A 19,150-nucleotide genomic window follows, 5' to 3' on the forward strand; every position below is an offset into this window, starting at 1 on the left:
GCAGCGATTGCGAAAAGCCTCATCCGCCTCTTGATATGAAGATCGCGCCGGTCGGTTCCTTGCCGGTCGATAGGCCATCGTTCCAGTGGAGAGGATACGCAGAGCGGGCTTAGATCGTTCCCTTCAAAAACGAAGGACGGGCCCGAGGCTGACGCCCCAGTTTGTGGAGTTGATGTAGTTGTCGTGTGTGAGAGAAATGAGAGATAGGGCGACGTTCCAATGCCGTCCGGGTCGCGAATCGGACTCTTATAACGGATCAGCATCTGTTCGGTCTTTACTCGGAACGCCAAGTGCTGCGTGAACCGAATGTCGGTGGATAGAGCGGCGACTGCAGAGAAGTTGAAGTTTCGGCGCAGCGGCGGATTGGGATTGTCCGCGGATGGAGGGGGTTGGGTCCTTGAGTATAGCGACTCGAACCATCTAGTAACGTGCTGGTTCGATGTTGAATGCAGGTTTTTCTGAGATGGCTTACTTCGATGACTGGTCCCTCTTTGTAGACGCAGCGGGGTGTTAACATGGATATTGAGGCTACCCAGCTACAAAATGGATCCAAGTCACATCCGCAACTTCGCGATCATCGCGCATATCGACCATGGCAAGTCCACCCTCTCCGACCGACTCCTCGAGCTGACTGGTTCCCTGACGTCTCGCGAGATGCAGGCGCAGGTACTGGACGCGATGGACCTGGAGCGTGAGCGCGGCATCACGATTAAGGCCCATACCGTTCGCATGATGTACAAGGCGCACGATGGCGAGACGTATCAGTTGAACCTGATCGATACGCCCGGCCACGTCGATTTTTCTTACGAGGTCTCTCGTTCCCTGGCGTCGTGCGAAGGCGCTCTGCTGGTGGTCGATGCGTCGCAGGGTGTCGAAGCGCAGACGCTCGCGAACGCGTATCTTGCGATCTCGAACGGGCTCGAGATCATTCCGATCATCAATAAAATCGACCTGCCGAGCGCCGACATCGAACGCACCAAAGAGATGATTGAAAAATCTGTCGGGCTGCCTGCGGACGATGCGATTGCAGTCAGCGCGAAGACCGGGCTGAACGTCGCAAGCATTCTGGAAGCAGTCGTCACGCTGCTGCCACCTCCGCAGGGCGACCCGGAAGCACCGTTGCAGGCGTTAATCTTCGATAGCTGGTTTGATCCTTATAGAGGGGTCATCGTTCTCGCTCGCATCATCAATGGCAAGCTGCGCAAGGGCATGAAGATCAAGGTCATGTCCAACGGCAAGATGTTCGATGTTGAGAGCATGGGTGTGATGACCCCGAAGCCAGTCGAGCTTGCTGAATTGAGCGCGGGCGAGGTTGGGTTTTTTGTCGCGACGATCAAGAACGTTGCCGATACCAAGGTCGGCGATACCATCACCTCGGTCGAGAACCCGTGTACTGAAGCACTGCCGGGATTTGAAGACATCAAGAGCATGGTGTTTGCGGGGCTGTATACGGTTGATTCGCACGAGCATGCAATGCTGCGCGACGCTCTCGAGAAACTTCGCTTGAATGATGCGAGCTTCTCCTTCGAACCGGAGTCTTCGGTTGCGCTTGGCTTTGGCTTTCGGTGCGGCTTTCTTGGGCTGCTCCATCTCGAGATTATTCAGGAGCGTCTAGAGCGAGAGTACGATCTTGATTTGATTACGACTGCGCCGGGTGTGCGCTACAAGATCACTATGACGGACGGAAGCGTGCGCGAGGTGGATAATCCTTCGCGCTGGCCGGAGACTACGGAGATCGAGCAGATCGAAGAGCCGGTGATCATGGCAAAGATTCTGACGAACGAAGAGTACGTCGGTGGGATCTTGAAGCTCGTCGAAGAGAAGCGCGGCCGGCAGCAGAACATGGAGTATGTCTCTGACACGCGCGTGCTAATCACCTACGAGCTTCCGTTGAACGAGATCGTGCTGGACTTTTACGATCGCCTGAAGACCGTGTCGCGTGGCTATGCCTCGCTCGACTATCAGTTAGCAGGCATGTGGGTTTCGCCCATGGTCAAGATGGATATTCTGATTGGCGGCGATCCTGTGGATGCGCTTTCGATCATCATCCATAAAGACTTTGCGCAGCAGCGCGGCCGCGCGCTGGTTTCGAAGATGCGCGAACTGATTCCACGTCAGATGTTCGAGGTCGCGATCCAGGCGGCAATTGGTTCGAAGGTTATTGCCCGTGAGACGGTCACTGCGATTCGCAAGAATGTAATCGCCAAGTGTTACGGCGGTGACATTAGCCGCAAACGCAAGCTGCTGGAGAAGCAAAAAGAAGGAAAGAAACGCATGAAGCGGATCGGTAAAGTCGATATCCCACAGGAAGCTTTTCTCGCGGTGCTCAAGGTAGGGGAAGAGTAACCTTGCCTTGCGAGTTCTCGCGCTGGCTTCGATTATCGATGCAACTTCTTGTTTGAAAAAGACTAACTGGCGGGCGGTTTCTTCAGAGATCTCCGCGTCCGATAATTTTAGATGCGGGAATTTGTAACTTGGTCGTAACGTGGATCTGTGGAAACCCTTGAAATAGCGTTAGTTGCCGAAACCTTCGAAGGATTCCCGCTTGGAAAACCCCGGGGGGGTGGTCAACGCGCTGATTTTTATGTACTTAGTCGAAACGTATGTCCGCGGCCAGACCTATACAAGTTGCCCCCAAACCAATGGATCTCACTTTTCGGCTTCCACGATCCACAGGTTTTTCCACAGGAGTCCTGTGCTTAGAGCATGAAAAACTGCACAACGCAGAAGGAGAGGCTTGTAAGCGCTCTCTTCGTTGCGGTGTGCAGCTTGGTTTCGGAGCTTACTGCTTCGGTGCGGCAGGCTTAGGGGTGGTAGTTGGACGCGGACGGGCTGTCGTTGGAGCGCCGGCGGAGGGGCCTGACGGTGCTGGAGCAGCGACACCGGAGGACGTGTTGTAGGCGGTCACGATCGCCTGTGTCACATCGGTGCTCTGGTTAGCCCACATCACGTTGCTCTGTTGTCCGCTGACATCGAGCAGCAAGGTGTAGCCATTCTTGCTGACGTAGTCCTTGAGAGTGACCGAGACCTTGGCCGCTACTTTGCCGTAGGCCTCTTGCAGGTCCGCGTTGTAAGCCGTCTGGGCATCTTCGGCGTTGCGGTTCAACTCTTTCTCTTTGGTGTCGATGTTGCGGAGGCGAGTGGCGCGCTCTTCGTCAGAAAGAGTTGCCGGCGCGCTTTGCAGCTGAGCCTTGAGCGAATCGACTTCCTTCGAGAGAGTGTCGATCTGATCCTTCTTCGGCTTGTACTTGTCCTGGATCTGCTGGACGGAGCGCTGACCTTCGTTCGTGGCAAAGACCGCCTGTTCGAAGGCGACCAGCGCAATCTTTGCGGGAATGGCCTGTGGTTCAACAGCTGCAGGTGCAGCGGCGGGAGCAGGCGCAGCTGCTGCCGAAGCGGCGGCAGTCTGAGAGATTCCTGCGGTGGTCATCAATCCGGCGCCTAGCGCGGAGACAAGAACAAGAGTGCGATTCATGCGGTTTGTGGTGCTCCTTCGAAATTTCGATCGGTTCGATCGTTCAATAGCTTGCTACAAAAATCTCGGGCGGGGTGACTTCTAACCGGTCTCACCCCACCCAGCCTGATTCTGTCACGCCAATGTTACTGCTTCGGCAATACGGGCTTCGGGGCGGCCGAGGCGTGCGGATGAGCCGTGGGAGCGGGTGCCGACGGAACTGGAGGTGCGATTCCAGAAGATGCGTTGTAGGCTTCGAGAACTGCGCGCGAGATGTCGGTGCCGTCGCTGGTCCAAAGCAGGCTTACGGAACCACCTTGCTGGCCAGTGATGTCGAGCAGCATGGTGTAGCCGTTGTCCTCGACGTATTTCTTGACGATCGGCGCAAGTTTCTTTGCGACCACGCCGACGGCTTGCTGCTGCTCACCGCTGACGGCCTGCTGTGCATCCTGGCCATCGCGCTGTAGTTGCTTTTCCTTTGTATCGATGGCACGCAGCTTGGTGGCGCGTTCCGCATCAGTCATCGTCGCCGGTGCGCTCTGCAGTTGCTTCTTCAGCGTGTCGATCTCCTGGGCCCTTGCCTGCAATTCGGCACCTTTGGGCTCATATTTCTTTTCCAGGGCCTGGAGCGCGCGCTGCCCTTCGTTGGTTGCAGCGGCGACCTGCTCGAACTCAATGGTCGCAATTTTCGCCGGTACGGCGTGAGGCGCCACTGGCGCGGGGGCTGTGGCGGACTGGGTGGAAGCGGCTGCAGGAGCGGCTGGAGCAGCTGTCTGGGCCACTCCAGCAGCGGACGACATTCCCGCAGCGAGAGCGGTAACAAAAGCTAAGGTACGATTCATGCGGTGTGTGGTACTCCTTCAGGGATTGATCAAACTTGTGCGTGCGGCTTCGGGCGCACATGGAGTGCCGTCTAGGCCGTTCCCTCCATCCACTCGATCAACGCACCCTTGAGACAGAGCACGCCCATCTTTTACCTCGATTGACAGACTGCCATGGGGGCAAATCGGTAGCAAAACGAGAGGGCTGCCGGAACAGATAAATTATAGGGCCCAGCCGGGGACGGGTCAATCGAGTTAGATCTCGCTGGTCTACCAAAATATGGAACCCGGGACTGTCATTTTCCCGTTTTTCAGATTTCTCGGCTACTGGTTAGCGGCTGCTTTCGGAGTTTGCCAAGGAATGCCCTGCTCCTCTTTTTGGCGAACGAATTGCTTCTTTATGAAAAGGCAACATGTTGGCTTGATCCGATGTGTGCCAGCATGCCCCCGGCTTTGCAGAAGCTACACCCAATGGATGGTGTAGACCAAGTCCGGAGGTTAGCTTCCTTGATTGGAAGTTTTTCAGGAGGCCAGTGACTGGCCATTGAGGATAGAGGCCGCTCGGCGAGCGGACCTTCTGATTTCAGCGAAGTTTTTCGAATCGGTTGGGTGGGTTACCCGGAAGTCGTAGAAGAGGCCCTTGCCAAGTTCCTTCTTTGAGCGTACCCTAGGAGTTGCCTTGTGAACCGGCTGTGGGTGCCGATCGCTGTGTGGCCACCAGAAAGCTACCGATTACGTAGGTTTGGCGGCAACTATACAGGATTACAGTAGACCGGATTTATCGGACTCTGTCGCAAACAGGTAGAGGGTGAAAAACCAGGATTCGCTGTTGTCTGGCGTTCCAGGCTGTGCGTAACCGGCAGATTCGCCGATTTGATCGCAGCCAGATACCAATAGAAGACGTCCGTTCGAGTAAAACTTGAGACCGTTTCATCCGACGCTTCAATACCGGTTTGGTTCCTTCTCCGTGAGTCCCACGGGGAATACGAGACCGTCGCGTGGGAGAGAACAGCTAATTGCGATCTAAAGCAATAGGAAGTGGAAGCATGACTTCAGAGCAGAATGTACCCGAGGTAGATTCTCACCAGGGTTCGACAATGTCTCCCGTCCAGCAGGACGGAGAGGCTCAATTTGCCGGGCAGAACGTCCCGCACGGCATGGGTCAGTCCAAAAGCAGCCGTCGTCGCCGCCGCAAGCGGAAGAGCAAGGGTCCAGACGCCCCTCAGGCGGGCCAACCCGGCGAGCAGGGCGCAGGTCAACCCGTGGGCTCTATTCAGGGCTCAGCCGCTCCTCAGACGTTCCAGCTGCAAGGTGGACAGGGCTTTCAGGCCAATGCCGGTCAGCAACAGAACGGCTCCTCCAGCGGGAAACGCTGGAAGAAGAAGTTTCGCGATCGAGACCGTCAGCGCTCACCGGAGAATCCGGGAAATGCCGCCAGTGGCAGCAACGGCGGCGGATTCAGCAACAATGGTGGCGGCTATCGCGACCGCGATACGCACCAGCCAGGTAACAACAGTGGCGGGTTCAAACGCAAGGGCGGCGGCGGCAAGCAACAGTCTCGTGGTCCACGCAGCTTTGTCGGCCCGATGGACCATAGCTATCGCGCCGTGAACGGCAACTTCGCCGACACTCCGCCTTCCACAATGGACTCGCACAACGGGAATTACCAGAGCCGCAGCAACGGCCATGGCGGTGGACGCAGCTACCAGAGCGACTCCCAGCCCATCGACTACTCGCAGGGACGCGCGATTCCGATCGCTGAGGATGCACCGACGAAGATCTTCTTCTTTATCGAAGATCTCTTCTTCATCGCCAAGATCTCCGAGACAGCACGTAAGCTCGGGGTCAAGGTAGCGTTTGTCAAGAATGACAAGGAGTCGGTTGCCGCGTTGGTCAGTGGCGAAGAGGAAGATCGGCCTGGCCTAATCGTCTTCGACCTCAACAATGCGAATGCTAAGCCCTTGACGTTGATTCCCAAATTGAAGACCAAGCTCAAGCGCAGCACCTCCATCATTGGTTTTCTGTCGCATCTGCAGGGAGACCTGAAGGCGAAGGCCGTCGAAGCGGGTTGCGATACAGTGATGCCGCGCGCAGCGTTCTCGCAGAATCTTCCGAACCTTCTCCGCCGCTATGGAATGGAAGAAGAAGACGAGCCGAACTTCAACCAGTAAACTAAGCGGGCGCCGGAGCCTTACGGTTCAGCGCTAGTGAATTGAGTGAAAGGCCCGCGAGAGAGATCTTGCGGGCTCTTTCTTTTTAATGTGTTTCCTTTTGGCGACTTGCTAGCCGGGAGGCCAGTTCATGTGTCTTCCGCCGAGTAGATGAAGATGCAGGTGATTCACGGTCTGGCCACCATCGTCGCCTGTGTTGACGACGATTCGGTAGCCTTTGTTCAGCTTCTCTTTGCGCGCAATCTCGGCAGCTGCAGACATCAGTGAGCCTAAGAGTGCGGAGTGTTCCGCTTCTGCCTTAGCGGTCGATGCGATGTGTTGCTTGGGAATGATGAGCAGATGCGTGGGGGCCTGCGGATTAATGTCGGGAAAACCGATGCAGAACTGGTCCTCGTAGACACGGTTTGCCGGAATGTCTCCGGCTACGATCTTGCAGAAGAGGCATTCGGAAGATGCGATATTGCTCGGCGTGATCTTCATTATGGTTGAAAGTACTTCGGATGTTGCCCTGCTGTCCAGGGGTTATAGGCTAATGCGAAAGCGGCGCGGTCTGCTGTGGAGGGGTGGCCATCTAACCAGAAGTCGACCAGCGGATGCGGTGTGGGGTCGTCGAGCGAGTTCTCGCCGAGTTTCTGGAACCCTTGCTGGGTGGTAGTTTGCGGGTTGGAGACGATGCCGTGAATTGCCTCCTGTCCGTATACGTCGGCGGCATGCTCGATCGATCGGCTGAAGGCGTTTTCGATCGGCTCCGCGACGAAGTTCAGGACATTCAGCACCAGTACCAACACGGCTAGACAGGCCCAGTCGTTCTGAGAGCGGATCTGCCAACGTGCTCCATATTTCGCGAGTAGCCGCCACGTTAGTCGTTGTCCCACGAAAAATCCGACGAGCAGGCACACCGCGCTGAACAACAATCCCTGGACGATGTGATGCAGCGCGTAGTGGCCGAGTTCGTGGCCAAAGACACCAGCGAGTTCGTCGGGAGTCGCTGCGGAGATCGTAGTGTCCCACAGTACGAGCCGCTTGGATGGTCCGAAGCCGGTGACATAGGCATTCATGCTCGTGACCTTGCTGCTGGCTCGCATGAAGAACATTCTGTCCGGCGGCAGAGTTACGCCGCTACGAGCTACCACTCGCTCCAACTGCGCCACCAGCGCCGGATTGTGTTGCTGCAACGGCTCGAACTTGTTGAAGAGCGGATCGACAAGAATCGGTGAGAGAAAGACGCCGAATAGTACGGCGACCATCGTCGGAATCCAGAACCAGAACCACCAGTGTTTTGGCGACCAGCGGATTACCCAGAACAACACCATCACGAGCAGCCCCGCCACGATCCATTCGAGCAGGAAGCTTTTAGCAAGGTCCACGAACCAACTGCCCCAACGTTGGACTGACAACCCATACGCGAGAGCGATGTGGTGTCCAAAGAGACGTAGTGGTGCGTTCAGCAAAGCGATGAGAAGAAGGAAGAGAAAGACGAAGACGAAACATTGGCCCCAGCGGCTCTTCGTCATTTTCTCGGCAACGTCACGCATTCGAGCCGGTACACGAAAGGCGAGCAGCAGAATAAGCTGGAGGATGCCCCACCCCTCGGCCAAAAAATGCAGCGCGGTGCGGTCGCGAAACAGCTCCTTCGCGAGCTTGAGCTTCTCCGGAGGCAGGGTGTAGGCCGTGTGATTCTGCGCAGCCTCTCGCAGGGCCTGCGCCTCGGTCGGGGTGGGTCCCAGGGCTCGAGCTGACGGGATCATAACCAGAAAAAGGCCAATCAGCAGAAGCGATGCCGCACGTACATTCATCAATTCAAGGCTCCATTCCGAATGAAGCCAGTGTGCACGATTCGCATACGTCGCGCAAAATAAGATGGCCGAGCGCCGAAAGCTACCGTTCCGATCCAACTCCTGAAGATTCGGCACCGACCTCCAACCCGAAGCGCGATAACTCGCGCTTCTGCAGGTTGTAGTCGACAAAAAAGCCAATTCCGATAGCTAGAGGAATGAGACCAGCGGCGGCTCCTGCCAATACTTCACGCACGTGCACAACGACGCTGAGCGCTGCGAAGAACAGGACCAGCCCCACACCGAGCGAAACGAGAACGATCCCAGCGCGCCGCGCATTGCCCAGGCTCCGCAGTGGGTCTCTTACCCGTTTCTCTTCATCGCCGCTGCCGAGCAACTTCTCAATCTCGGCGATGGGCACACCGCGCGCAATCATGGCCATACGTTGTTCTGCTTTGTTACGGCGCTGTTGAGCCTCGAACCAGATACCTGAAACGATGGCGATGGCACCGACAGCGCACCCGGCTACCGGCACTATGAACGGGCTTGTTAGAAAATCCATATGCTACCTCCTCTTTCTGCCCGCGTTAGACAGGGACGCCTCTGGAAAGTTTCACTCGCTTCAATGAAACTTTCGGAGCACTCTATTGTCTAACCTCGCTTGGACGTCGATCTCACCTTCGAGCAGCTGGTACGCGACCATCAGGCAATGGTCTTTCGCACCCTGCTGCGCCTGACCGGGAATCGTGAGCATGTCGATGATCTGGCGCAGGATGTCTTTCTGCGGCTCTACCGTGCGCTGCCGAGTTTTCGCGGTGAAGCCCTAATCACTACCTATCTTTATCGGATCGCGGTGAATGTCGCGCAGGATGAGTGGAAACGTCGGCGGCGTGATGATCGCTCCCATGTTTCGCTTTCGGACGAGACTTCAGCGTGGGAGGAACGGCTTGCGCACCCCGACCGCAACGCCGAGCAGCAACTGGAAGAACGCGAGTTCCAGCAGACTGTGGAGGATCAGCTTCGGCTCCTCAGCCAGATTGAGCGGACGATCCTGATCCTCTATCATCAGGAAGAACGTAGCTACGAGCAGATTTCGTATGCGTTGGGGATGCCGATCGGTACGGTGCGGACTCACCTTCACCGTGGGCGCAAAAAGCTTCGTGAAGCCATCCAGCAACGTCAAACGAAAGAGAGGAGAACGGAATGTCAGACGAATCGATGAATTCGAAGCTCGTAAACAAGGCCGCAGATGACGAGCTGGACCTGCGCATTCTCTGTGCTCTCGAGACTGCCCCCAGCATTGAGATTCCGGCGGACTTCGCCACCCGCGTCGCTCGCAAGCTTCCTGCCCGTCGCCCGGTGTCGTTGACCCCCACCCACTATGGCCGGAACGCGGTGTTCCTCGGCATGATCCTGACGCTGGTGGTGCTCATTGCTTTGACTCTGTATAACGGCAGGCAAGCAACGTTTGGACTGGCTGAGTCCCTCCTCCTTACCCAGTTCATTGTGCTGACTGTGTGGCTTAGTGTTCGGCGTTACAGCGTCTAGGCTGCCTGTCGACAAAACCCGCGTAGCTTCGTCCAACTCTCGGTCGTCTGCGGAAAGACTGCACGGTTTACTACGGACCGCACGGAGACTAAGCGCTATAGCGTCACTTCCGATACACTCGGCAACAGGCGTATTTTGCAGGCGAAACGAGTTTCCTTTTCCATGAAGAGACAAAGAGTGGCAGTGGCCTGCGTCAGTTTTGCTGGCCTGGTAGGGGCGGCGATCTCCTCCGTCGATTACAGTGCAGCAGCAATCAAAAGTCCTGAACCTGCCCCAGCGGCTGTCCTGATCGACACCATGGAGTCTGAGTTGCATCGTGCAATGACTTCGCTTGGCAACAACGCTACGGACGCGACTCAGCCGAAGCCCTACTTTCTCAGCTATGCAGTCTCCGATAGCGACAGCATGAGCATGACTGCGCAGTTTGGGGCGATCACGGGCTCACGCGAGAACCGCCGGCGTGTCGCCGATGTTCAGGTTCGGCTTGGCACAGCGGCCGAAGATAATACTCATGGCGACCATAGGAACAGTGCCCTGACGACAATCCCTTTGCCGCTTGCGAACGACAGCGACGCCATCGCGCGTACCCTGTGGTTTGCTACCAACCGCGGTTATGGCAAGGCGCTGGACGGTTATCTGAAGGTCAAGACTGAGCAACAGGTTCGCGCCAAGGAGGAGGACGCCTCGGCCGATTTCTCGAGCGAGAAGCCGGCTTCGGCGATCCTTGCGCCCTCGCCAGCACTGGTCGTCGACACCACAGCATGGCAGGACCGCCTGCGCGAACTGTCCGGCCTCTTCAAACAGTATCCCGATGTCTTCTACAACAATGTCGCACTTGAGGCGACAACGGAGACGGACTATTTTGTCTCCTCGGAGGGTGCTAAGGTCGCGACCCCGAACCATGTCGCGCGGCTTGTTATCGTCGCCAGGACACGCGCCGCCGATGGGATGGACCTCTTCCGCGCCGAGACCTTCGAAGCTGACGAGGTGGCGCATCTTCCCGATCAGAAAGCACTCATCGACAAGACTGCCGCGATGGCTAAGAATCTCGAGGCCTTGCGGGGGGCACCCGTTACTGAGCCCTTCAACGGCCCTGCGATTCTTAGTGGCCGGGCGTCCGCCGTGTTCTTTCATGAGGTTCTCGGCCACCGGCTCGAAGGCCAGCGCCAACGCGGCGACGACGAAGGACAGACCTTCACGAAGCTGCTCGGGAAACAGATTTTGCCGACATTTCTCAGCGTCTCTGACGACCCTACGCTTTCGGAGTTCCACGGAACATCACTCAGTGGGCACTATAGCTACGACGATGAAGGACAGCAGGCGCGGCGCGTGGACCTCATCAAAGATGGCGTTCTCGATACCTTCCTGATGTCGCGTCTCCCTATCGCCAGTTTTTCGAACACCAACGGCCACGGCCGCGCCGAGACCGGACATATGCCTACGGGCCGACAAGGAAATCTTATTGTCACTTCCTCTAAGACTGTCAGCGATGCCGAACTGCGCGAGATGTTGAAAACCGAGGCGAAGAAGCAAGGCAAGGCGTACGGTCTTTACTTCGAAGACATCTCGTCGGGCTTTGCCGTTACGACACGCCGTTCACCGCAAGCCTTCCAGGTGATTCCTCTGGTGGTCTATCGCGTCTACGTCGATGGTCGCCCTGATGAACTTGTACGTGGAGTGAGCATTGTAGGGACACCGCAGGCCGCACTGAACCGCATTCTCGCGACGAACGATAAGCAGGATATATTCAACGGGATTTGCGGAGCTGAGTCTGGGAGTATTCCGGTGAGCGCTGTTGCTCCGGCGATGCTGGTCAGTGAGATTGAAACCCAGCGCCAAGCTCAGGGCACAGCGCGGCCACCTATTCTGCCGCCGCCTGGAGCGGCCTCCATCTCCGGCGGAAAGGGTGGCCAGTAATGGGCTTACTTCGGAAAATACAGGTTGGCGGTATTGTTTATGGGGCGCTCTGGTCGATAGCTTTTTTGGGTACGACTGCAGTTACAAATACGGCTATTGCTGAAAGTGCACCTGCAGCGAACGATCCTATGATTCATGCGATGCAGGTAGAGCTTGACCGCGAAAAGGCGCTGCTGCTTCCGGGTATGCAACATCCCTACTTTGTGGAGTACCGCCTGGATGACCTGGCCTCCTACGAGGCTGTCGCTAACTACGGTGCGCTTACACGCGAAGAAGAAAATCATCAGCGGATCGTCCGCGTCACTGTGCGCATCGGCGACTATGCCGTAGATAGCAGCACGAGCCGTGGTGATGGCTCAGTTGAACTGGCCCCGACTGATAATGACCCCGAAGCACTGCGGTATGCGCTCTGGACCGCAACCGACACCGCCTATAAAAACGCTCTGCGAGCTTATTCGGCCAAGCAGGCTGCTTTGAAGCAGTTTCAGTCTGTTCAAGCACAGCCCGATTTTGCGCAAGCCAAGCCGGTTGTGCAGATCTCTCCCCTCGTCACGCTTGATCTTGATCGCGCAGAGTGGAAACGACGTATTGTTGAAGCCAGCGGCCTCTTTACCTCGGACCCCCAGGTGCGACCCTTCGCCGAGCACGTCCAGTACTCGACCGCTAACATTCGCGGCATCGCACTGAACCGCTACCTCGTCAACACCGAAGGAACCGTAGTGCGCCAGGGCTACACCGGCTACGACGGTGCGATCAGCCTAGGCGGACAGGCAGGGGACGGTATGCGCCTGAGCCGCGATAACGGAACTGTCGCTGCCAACGCGAGGGAGCTCGAAGACGCAGGCGCCTTTCGCAAACGCGTCATCGAGGATCTCAAGAGCTTCGAAGAGCTTCGCAATGCTCCAGTAGTATCGGCGGATGATTATCACGGGCCTGTGCTCTTTAGCGGAGATGCCGCTTCGGACGTGATCGACCGACTGCTCGTGCCTAACATCGAGGCCGACAGACCGGAGATGGGCACTACTGCGCGCACTACTGGCGCCTACTCTTCGAGCTTCAAGGCGCGCGTTCTTCCCGAGATGATCAGCGTCACGGATGATCCGTTGCAGACAAAGTTTGATGGGAAGGCTCTTCTTGGCGCTTACAAGATCGATGACGAGGGCGTCCCTGCACAATCGGTCGATATCGTCGTCAATGGCAAGCTCGAGAACTTTCTTATCGGCCGGGAGCCCATTAAAGACTTTGACACGTCGAATGGCCACGGACGCGCCGCTCCTGCACAGTCAGCTCATTCGCGCGCGGGAGTCATTCTGGTCAAGTCGAGCCATCCTCTGTCGCGAGCCGAACTCAATCAACGTCTTCTCGGTATGGCGAAGGAACAAGGCCGCGACGTCTACTCAGTCGAGACTCTCGGCGGCGAGCTTCTTCCGCGGCTGCTCTATCTCGTGCATCCTGATGGCTCACGCCAACTCGTTCGCGGTGCGATATTCGATGAGCTCGACAACCGCAGCCTCCGCTCGGATATTGTCGCCGCCGGCAACGACTCGTATGTTTCGAACTCGCTCGGTACTGTGCCTCAGACCACCATTGCTCCTAGCCTGCTCTTTGACGACATCGGCGTGAAGCGTGCAACGGTGGAGCAGCAGAAGCTCCCGTACTATGATCCTCCCTCGCTACCCGGGAAATAGTGAGCATGAGCGACCGCCTGGAAAGCGCGTCGTCCTTCGAGCGAGTGTTCGCTAGTCGGTTCGGATTAGATAGGGTGCGGCAGCAGGATCTTTGGGGTGAATGCTGTCGGCTACCTCGCTTGCATTGCTTTTGTTCGGCAGCTTCGGACTGATCCTGACCCAATGCCCGGTGGGTCCGGGAAACTCGATGACCTTGGCGGTGGCATAGCGGTGAATCATCTCTTCTTTGAGTTTCATTGCATCGGACTCTCGTGCAAAGGCCCCGACCTGTACGCACCAGCGTCCGCCGGGATCAGCGTTCGCACGAACCGGAGCTGCGAATGCTTCCACTTTCACTTTGGCTACGCCCGCGCGATAGACTCCGGTCGCTTTTGCTGCAGCAAGTGACAGATCGATGATGCGTCCATGGACGAACGGGCCGCGGTCAGTGATCTTGACGACGACCGATTGGTTGTTGGTCAGATTTGTCACACGCACCATCGTCCCCATTGGGAGTGTGAGGTGCGCGGCGGTCATTGCGTTCTGGTCGTAGACCGTGCCGTCAGCGGCTTTTCGACCGGCGTAGGGAGGGCCATACCAGCTCGCCATTCCGACCTCACTTGAGATGGGCTTTCCAAGGTTGCCTGGAATCGGGGCTGGAGCGGATGGAGGAGGTACTTGAGCGGTTGTTGGGTTCGTTCGCGATCCCCGCGAAACTTTGCCTTGATTGGAGGCGCTTGTCGTCGACGGCGGCGGTGGGGGCCGGTAGGCTCTGGTTGTTTCCTTATGGCAACCGCTGACTATCAGCGCACACGCCGATAGCATTGCGGCATACCTATGCCGGACGGTGATCACGGTTTCGATGTGTCTTTCGGTGGTGGGGCAGACGACCTTCGCGCATGATCGTCCATTCGCGACGCTAGCTTGTGCAACTCTGCCGCAGCAGCTCTAAGCGCCTCTGAGCCGTTGCGTCGCACATCCGGCACCACTTCCTCGTTGATGTACTTCACGACGTTCTTAAGGTCTGCTTCGAGGTGGGTTGCCGCATCCCGCAACTGCTGCTCCCACGGTCGCTTCGGCTCTTCTGTTGGCATAGGCAAACCTCCACCTATCGATTAGATGACGCAGAAAAGGCAAGGTCAACGGTCATTGCATCTACGTGCCGGGATGGTAACAAGGGTCTGGATCAGTCGGAGTGGGCAAATACAACTTGCCGTGATGTTTGAGCGTCCGTTATATATAGGCAAACGCTCACATTATGTATGTTTGTGACCAATTCCCAGCCGCTGAACTCTAACGGGTGGTGGAATATTTAGCTTGTAGGAGTTATTTTTGACAATCGCAAGGGTACGGCTGACTTCAAGAAAGTTCCTCAATAAAAGCCTTATCTTCACCGTGGCGTTATTCGCCTCAACGGACCTCATTGCGCAGGTACGAACCGAACCGAGCGCGCTCGTCGCAACGGACGCCATGCTCTCGCTTCCCGACGCTCCTTCGGTCTCAAACAGCACCTCTTCCGTCGACGAATCCAGCAGTTCAAGCAACGAGGCAGACAGCTCTGCGAACCTGGGAGCCGGTGGAGCCCTGGACCCAGCCTCAGTGAAACGCAGGATTCTAGCCACTCGCAGCGATATCACCATCTACCCAGGACAAACAGCTCCGTCTCTCTCCGCGCACGACAAAGAGGTGATGGGATTCAAGCAGACATTCACCCTCTTCTCCCTCATCGGATGGACTACCTCAGCGGCATACACTCATCTCATCAACGGCACTCCCAACTATGGGACCGACAGCGGTGCGTTCGGGGAGCGCCTGGGAGCCGCCGCTTTACGCAACACCAGTCAGAACATCTTCGGCAACGTCGTCTTCGCTCCGCTTTTTCATGAGGATCCGCGCTACTACAAGATGGGCAAAGGCCATAACGTGGCCAAACGCGTTGCATACGCCGCCACCCGGGCCATCATCACCCGCGCGGACGATGGCCACGCTACACCTAACTGCTCCCTCATCTTGGGCCGCGTCTTCGGAGCCGCCCTCACCAACGCATATTACCCTGATTCGAATCGCAGCTTCAGCCAAACAGCACAGACCTTTGGCACCTCCATGGCCGGCGGTGCAATCGGCTTCGTCGTTACTGAGTTTCTCGACGAGGCGCTCGAAATCACTCACCTCAAATAAGCTTGAGTAGAGTTCCGCTACGTCTTATGAGGGTAGGCAACGAGGGTCATTCGTATGCGTTGGTGGTTGATCTTGGTTTTGCTGCTATCTGCTATCACTGCAGCAGCACAACACACCGAGACTGCGTCCGACCTTCCAGATGCCCCCAGCGCCATAGCTTCGAATCAGGAAAACGTCGTCGCGGTAGCCGAGGCTTCATTCCGGCAGACCGGAGATGGAGTCAGGCCGTGCAACGCCTTTCGTGCCATGAAGGTTGTCTACTACGACCCCAACCGTCTGGATACGGTCCCCAAACCCTGTAGCAACCTTGTCTATCCCTACCAAAAGTTTCTCGGCACAAATGTCGTCATCCCGCTGACTTGGCAGGAGAAGGGTTACCTTGCTCTGAACAACCTCGCCGATCCTGCTAACTTCGGCACCATCGTCGGTATATCTGCGATCTCAGTTGCAGTCGACCCCCACTCTGCGTACGGTCCCGGTCTGAAGGGGTTCGGCAAATCTGTTGGCATCAGTTATGTGCAGGATGTCTCCAGCCAGTTCTTCCGAGGCTTCACATTTCCGATTCTCTTCCATCAGGATCCACGTTACTTCCGCATGCCGAACGCTCCGTTGACCAAGCGGATCATCTACTCCGTCTCGCGCACCGTTATCTCGCGTCACGACGATGGCAGTTCCATGCCCAACTACTCCGTCTTACTCGACTATCCCCTCGAGGCGGTCCTCGCTAATCAATATGTGCCCGGTGTCCATACGGACCTCTCCTCGACCGTGACCCGCATTGCAACCGGATATGCGCTCGATCCGGTGAACAATCTGCTCGACGAATTTCTCCCGGATGTGGCCAGCCATGTCCACGTCCGCATCATCTTCGTTCAGCGGATCCTGAACAACATTGCCAGCGGTAACAACGGCATTACTCTTCAGTGACATATTTACTGTATTTACGGTAAAAACTTCGCCCCATCTACCGCTCCATGTCGCCATTCAATGCAGATTCTTGCCGTTCGATACCACATGCTTCGATATGCCCCCCAAGCTGGGTACTGTTAAGGGGTGAGTCGAACAGGATCCCCGCTGCATCTGACAGGAAAAGCAATAGATAGGTCGATCAAGCGAGGGGTTGCTTCTCGCGGCAACCGTATCCGGGTCAGCAGTGTAAAAACGATTTAAATAGACGAAATTAAGTAACAATCCAGAAGATATCTCGATTATCAGACGGACACTCAGGAGATAAAGTAAATGCCGAAGGCCAAAATTGCCGAAAAAGCTCTTACCTATGGAGCAAAAGCAGGTTGGGCAGTATTCAATAAGCTGAATTCGTTCAGCCCCAATGCCAGCTTCACCCCCAGGTGGAGCGACAAGCCGCTTCTCAAGAGCTATCAGAAAGAGAAGCCGCCCCTCGGCTGGCCCCGCACCACCGACTCCCTCTGTCCGAAGTGCATTCCTGAGATTCGTCAGCAGATCGTCGACGGCAAACTGCCGCACGAGATTCTGCTCAACGAGAAGGTCGGCGAGATCAAGGCGCAGATCATCGAGCGTGACGGCCAGATCCTGATGGTCAAGGACTGCCCCATCCACGGTCACTTCGAGGACGTCATGTCCATCGATCCGCCGATGATGAAGCACCTCGAAGACGTCTTCCCGGGCCGCGACATCCGCGCCCACAATGACGAGAAGCTGCACAACCACGGCACCTCGACCGTGACGCACGGCCGCGGATCGGTTCTTACGATCGACCTGACCAACCGCTGCAACATGATGTGCGATCCCTGCTTCATGGACGCCAACCAGGTCGGCTTCGTCCACGAGCTGACGTGGGATGAGATCAAGACCATGCTCGACAACGCAATCACGATCAAGCCGCGTCGTCAGATGAGCGTGCAGTTTTCCGGTGGCGAACCGACACTGTCGCCTTACTTCCTCGACGCCGTCGCCTATGCCCGCAAGGTTGGTTACAACTCCGTGCAGGCCGCGACCAACGGCATCGAGTTCGCCAAGTCCAAGGAGTTTGCCAAGGCTGCCGCTGAAGCCGGTCTCCGCTACGCCTATCTGCAGTTCGACGGTATCGGCAACGCGCCGAACTCGCACCGTAAGGTCGGCAACGCATTCGACGTAAAGCTTCAGGCCATCCATAACCTGCATGAGGCCGGCGTGGACATCGTCCCCGTCACCTGCATCATCAACGGTATCAACAACGAGCAGGTTGGCCGCATTATCGAGTTCGCGCTCGACAACCCGAAGAAGATCAACTTCCTCTCCTTCCAGCCCGTCAGCTTCACCGGCCGCGACGAAGACATCTCCGACGAGCGCCGCCATGCGCAGCGTTACACTCTGTCGCACCTCGCGCACGACGTCCGTAACCAGACCGGCCTCGGCGAGAGCACCCGCGATTGGTTCCCAATCTCGTTCATGTCCACCTTCTCCGACTGGGCCGACCTCGTGCACGGACCAGACCGCGACTGGGGCCAGCTCTCCTGCGGTTGCCATCCAAACTGCGGCATCGGCATGGCGCTGATGATCGATAAGGAAACCAAAGAAGCCGTTCCCGTCACCGCGTTCCTCGACGCAGTGCAGCTTGCTAAGGATGTCGCGAAGATCAACGACGCGGCTCGCGGCAAGTTTCTTTCGATCCTGGGTGTGTCGCTTGCGCTGCTGCGCAACTACGACCCGTCAAAGGCTCCTACGCACTTCAAGATCGTCGACCTGCTGCAGAAGTTCGATAAGTGCTTCGGTGCCACCGGAAAGAACTACGGCAAGGTCACAGCGGACCGCACCATGGCCGACATCGAGAAGCGCCGCGCCGACCGCTGGAACTTCCTCTTCATCGCCGGCATGTGGTTCCAGGACCTCTTCAACTACGACTTCCGCCGCACCGAGCAGTGCATCATCCCCTACGCCACACAAGAGGGTGAGATCAGCTTCTGCGCGTACAACACCGGCGTGGGCTGGCGCAACATCATTGAGAAGATGCACATGACCTCCACCCTGACCAAGTGGTACGAGGAGCATGGCCGCCACGAGATCTTCGCCGGTGGTAAGAAGGTCGGTCTCGAAGCCGAGATGAAGTACGACCTCGTCCTCAACGACGAGCACGTCAACGCCGCCGCCAACGACACCTTCGACAAGTCCGGCATCGCGAAGAACTCTCGCGAAGAGAAGATCCGCGCACGCGATGCGAAGATCAAGCAGGATGCCGAAAACGCCCGCATGGCCAAGCTCTACCGCAAGGAGATCCTCCAGGAGCCCGACGCTCCCGCTGGTTTCATCTCCCTCGGCGAGATCAAGGCAGCCCCGGCACCCAAGGTCGAGGAGACCGTCTCAGGCGACTAATCAGTGCAGACAACAGACGCGCTCCGCACAAACCAAGTTGCAATCAGAAGGCCGCCAGCAATGGCGGCCTTTCTGCTTGGGTTTCATTCCTGGGAAAAATTCTTCTCATTAGATCTGCGGATAGATCGGTCGTCGTCAGTTGTGTCGCAACGAATGCGTCGAGAGCAATCCGAATTGCTGACCCAACTCGACCAGCGCATCGGCCCTGCAACCGCTAGTGGGGACTAGTTCCGAATTCCATGAGGCTCAGACTTCCGAATATGCGTCCGGTTCCTTGCCGGTTAGTCGA

At 57.0% G+C, this 19,150-nt stretch carries 16 protein-coding genes; 9 read left to right on the forward strand and 7 right to left on the reverse strand.

Going from position 1 to position 19,150, the window contains the following annotated elements; all coding sequences use genetic code 11:
* The first annotated feature begins 543 nt into the window (after positions 1-543).
* The gene (gene lepA / locus RBB77_RS00930) at positions 544-2,346 is read left to right on the forward strand and encodes a translation elongation factor 4 (RefSeq protein WP_353064306.1); all 1,803 of its coding nucleotides are present in this window, start codon (positions 544-546) and stop codon (positions 2,344-2,346) included.
* Positions 2,347-2,782: 436 nt separating this feature from the next.
* Here lepA and RBB77_RS00935 read toward each other — a convergent pair whose 3' ends face one another.
* Complete coding sequence (locus tag RBB77_RS00935) at positions 2,783-3,475, reverse strand: OmpH family outer membrane protein (protein ID WP_353064307.1); 693 nt, start codon at positions 3,473-3,475, stop codon at positions 2,783-2,785.
* Positions 3,476-3,600: 125 nt separating this feature from the next.
* Complete coding sequence (locus RBB77_RS00940) at positions 3,601-4,296, reverse strand: OmpH family outer membrane protein (protein WP_353064308.1); 696 nt, start codon at positions 4,294-4,296, stop codon at positions 3,601-3,603.
* Between the two features lie 1,025 nt (positions 4,297-5,321).
* On the opposite strand from RBB77_RS00940, the gene RBB77_RS00945 reads away from it, so the two are divergent.
* The gene (locus RBB77_RS00945; protein ID WP_353064309.1) at positions 5,322-6,446 is read left to right on the forward strand and encodes a response regulator; all 1,125 of its coding nucleotides are present in this window, start codon (positions 5,322-5,324) and stop codon (positions 6,444-6,446) included.
* A 111-nt stretch (positions 6,447-6,557) separates the two neighbouring features.
* Here the strand turns inward: RBB77_RS00945 and RBB77_RS00950 are convergent, their stop codons facing one another.
* The 3 genes from RBB77_RS00950 to RBB77_RS00960 all read right to left on the reverse strand — a co-directional run bounded on the left by RBB77_RS00950 (position 6,558) and on the right by RBB77_RS00960 (position 8,783).
* Positions 6,558-6,926: a histidine triad nucleotide-binding protein gene (locus RBB77_RS00950; RefSeq protein WP_353064310.1), complete on the reverse strand. Its 369-nt coding sequence runs from the start codon at positions 6,924-6,926 to the stop codon at positions 6,558-6,560.
* On the reverse strand, positions 6,926-8,242 hold the full coding sequence (locus RBB77_RS00955; RefSeq protein ID WP_353064311.1) for a M48 family metallopeptidase: 1,317 nt from the start codon (positions 8,240-8,242) through the stop codon (positions 6,926-6,928). Before RBB77_RS00955 ends, RBB77_RS00950 begins: the two co-directional genes overlap by 1 nt.
* Before the next feature lie 82 nt (positions 8,243-8,324).
* The gene (locus RBB77_RS00960) at positions 8,325-8,783 is read right to left on the reverse strand and encodes a DUF6249 domain-containing protein (RefSeq protein ID WP_353064312.1); all 459 of its coding nucleotides are present in this window, start codon (positions 8,781-8,783) and stop codon (positions 8,325-8,327) included.
* 99 nt (positions 8,784-8,882) lie between these two features.
* On the opposite strand from RBB77_RS00960, the gene RBB77_RS00965 reads away from it, so the two are divergent.
* The 4 genes from RBB77_RS00965 (at position 8,883) to RBB77_RS00980 (ending at position 13,374) form a co-directional block, all read left to right on the forward strand.
* Positions 8,883-9,443 (forward strand): RNA polymerase sigma factor, encoded by a 561-nt coding sequence (locus RBB77_RS00965; protein WP_353064313.1) that lies wholly within the window; start codon positions 8,883-8,885, stop codon positions 9,441-9,443.
* Positions 9,425-9,769: a hypothetical protein gene (locus RBB77_RS00970; RefSeq protein ID WP_353064314.1), complete on the forward strand. Its 345-nt coding sequence runs from the start codon at positions 9,425-9,427 to the stop codon at positions 9,767-9,769. The genes RBB77_RS00965 and RBB77_RS00970 overlap by 19 nt, the downstream gene beginning before the upstream one ends.
* Before the next feature lie 162 nt (positions 9,770-9,931).
* On the forward strand, positions 9,932-11,686 hold the full coding sequence (locus RBB77_RS00975) for a metallopeptidase TldD-related protein (RefSeq protein WP_353064315.1): 1,755 nt from the start codon (positions 9,932-9,934) through the stop codon (positions 11,684-11,686).
* Entirely contained in the window at positions 11,686-13,374 is a 1,689-nt protein-coding gene (locus tag RBB77_RS00980; RefSeq protein ID WP_353064316.1) for a metallopeptidase TldD-related protein, read from the forward strand. The genes RBB77_RS00975 and RBB77_RS00980 overlap by 1 nt, the downstream gene beginning before the upstream one ends.
* 51 nt (positions 13,375-13,425) lie before the next feature.
* On the opposite strand, the gene RBB77_RS00985 is transcribed toward RBB77_RS00980, so the two are convergent.
* Positions 13,426-13,962: a septal ring lytic transglycosylase RlpA family protein gene (locus tag RBB77_RS00985; protein ID WP_353064317.1), complete on the reverse strand. Its 537-nt coding sequence runs from the start codon at positions 13,960-13,962 to the stop codon at positions 13,426-13,428.
* 242 nt (positions 13,963-14,204) lie between these two features.
* Entirely contained in the window at positions 14,205-14,447 is a 243-nt protein-coding gene (locus tag RBB77_RS00990) for a hypothetical protein (RefSeq protein WP_353064318.1), read from the reverse strand.
* A gap of 238 nt (positions 14,448-14,685) precedes the next feature.
* Here RBB77_RS00990 and RBB77_RS00995 point away from each other — a divergent pair, with 238 nt between their 5' ends.
* From RBB77_RS00995 to RBB77_RS01005, 3 genes are all read left to right on the forward strand, one after another.
* A complete protein-coding gene (locus RBB77_RS00995) occupies positions 14,686-15,531 on the forward strand; it encodes a hypothetical protein (protein WP_353064319.1) in 846 nt (281 codons plus the stop codon).
* A 54-nt stretch (positions 15,532-15,585) separates the two neighbouring features.
* Positions 15,586-16,458, forward strand: coding sequence for a hypothetical protein (locus RBB77_RS01000; protein ID WP_353064320.1), 873 nt, complete (start codon positions 15,586-15,588; stop codon positions 16,456-16,458).
* A gap of 312 nt (positions 16,459-16,770) precedes the next feature.
* On the forward strand, positions 16,771-18,861 hold the full coding sequence (locus tag RBB77_RS01005; RefSeq protein WP_353064321.1) for a radical SAM protein: 2,091 nt from the start codon (positions 16,771-16,773) through the stop codon (positions 18,859-18,861).
* Positions 18,862-19,150: the final 289 nt, after the last annotated feature.

The sequence above is a fragment of the Tunturibacter psychrotolerans genome, assembly GCF_040359615.1.
GTDB classification, from domain to species: domain Bacteria; phylum Acidobacteriota; class Terriglobia; order Terriglobales; family Acidobacteriaceae; genus Edaphobacter; species Edaphobacter psychrotolerans.

Excerpts from the sequence above, each read along its gene's own strand:
- lepA (WP_353064306.1), top strand. The coding sequence starts at position 544 with ATGGATCCAAGTCACATCCGCAACTTCGCGATCATCGCGCATATCGAC.
- RBB77_RS00935 (WP_353064307.1), bottom strand. The coding sequence starts at position 3,475 with ATGAATCGCACTCTTGTTCTTGTCTCCGCGCTAGGCGCCGGATTGATG.
- RBB77_RS00940 (WP_353064308.1), bottom strand. The coding sequence starts at position 4,296 with ATGAATCGTACCTTAGCTTTTGTTACCGCTCTCGCTGCGGGAATGTCG.
- RBB77_RS00945 (WP_353064309.1), top strand. The coding sequence starts at position 5,322 with ATGACTTCAGAGCAGAATGTACCCGAGGTAGATTCTCACCAGGGTTCG.
- RBB77_RS00950 (WP_353064310.1), bottom strand. The coding sequence starts at position 6,926 with ATGAAGATCACGCCGAGCAATATCGCATCTTCCGAATGCCTCTTCTGC.
- RBB77_RS00955 (WP_353064311.1), bottom strand. The coding sequence starts at position 8,242 with ATGAATGTACGTGCGGCATCGCTTCTGCTGATTGGCCTTTTTCTGGTT.
- RBB77_RS00960 (WP_353064312.1), bottom strand. The coding sequence starts at position 8,783 with ATGGATTTTCTAACAAGCCCGTTCATAGTGCCGGTAGCCGGGTGCGCT.
- RBB77_RS00970 (WP_353064314.1), top strand. The coding sequence starts at position 9,425 with ATGTCAGACGAATCGATGAATTCGAAGCTCGTAAACAAGGCCGCAGAT.
- RBB77_RS00975 (WP_353064315.1), top strand. The coding sequence starts at position 9,932 with ATGAAGAGACAAAGAGTGGCAGTGGCCTGCGTCAGTTTTGCTGGCCTG.
- RBB77_RS00980 (WP_353064316.1), top strand. The coding sequence starts at position 11,686 with ATGGGCTTACTTCGGAAAATACAGGTTGGCGGTATTGTTTATGGGGCG.
- RBB77_RS00985 (WP_353064317.1), bottom strand. The coding sequence starts at position 13,962 with ATGGCGAGCTGGTATGGCCCTCCCTACGCCGGTCGAAAAGCCGCTGAC.
- RBB77_RS00990 (WP_353064318.1), bottom strand. The coding sequence starts at position 14,447 with ATGCCAACAGAAGAGCCGAAGCGACCGTGGGAGCAGCAGTTGCGGGAT.
- RBB77_RS01000 (WP_353064320.1), top strand. The coding sequence starts at position 15,586 with ATGCGTTGGTGGTTGATCTTGGTTTTGCTGCTATCTGCTATCACTGCA.
- RBB77_RS01005 (WP_353064321.1), top strand. The coding sequence starts at position 16,771 with ATGCCGAAGGCCAAAATTGCCGAAAAAGCTCTTACCTATGGAGCAAAA.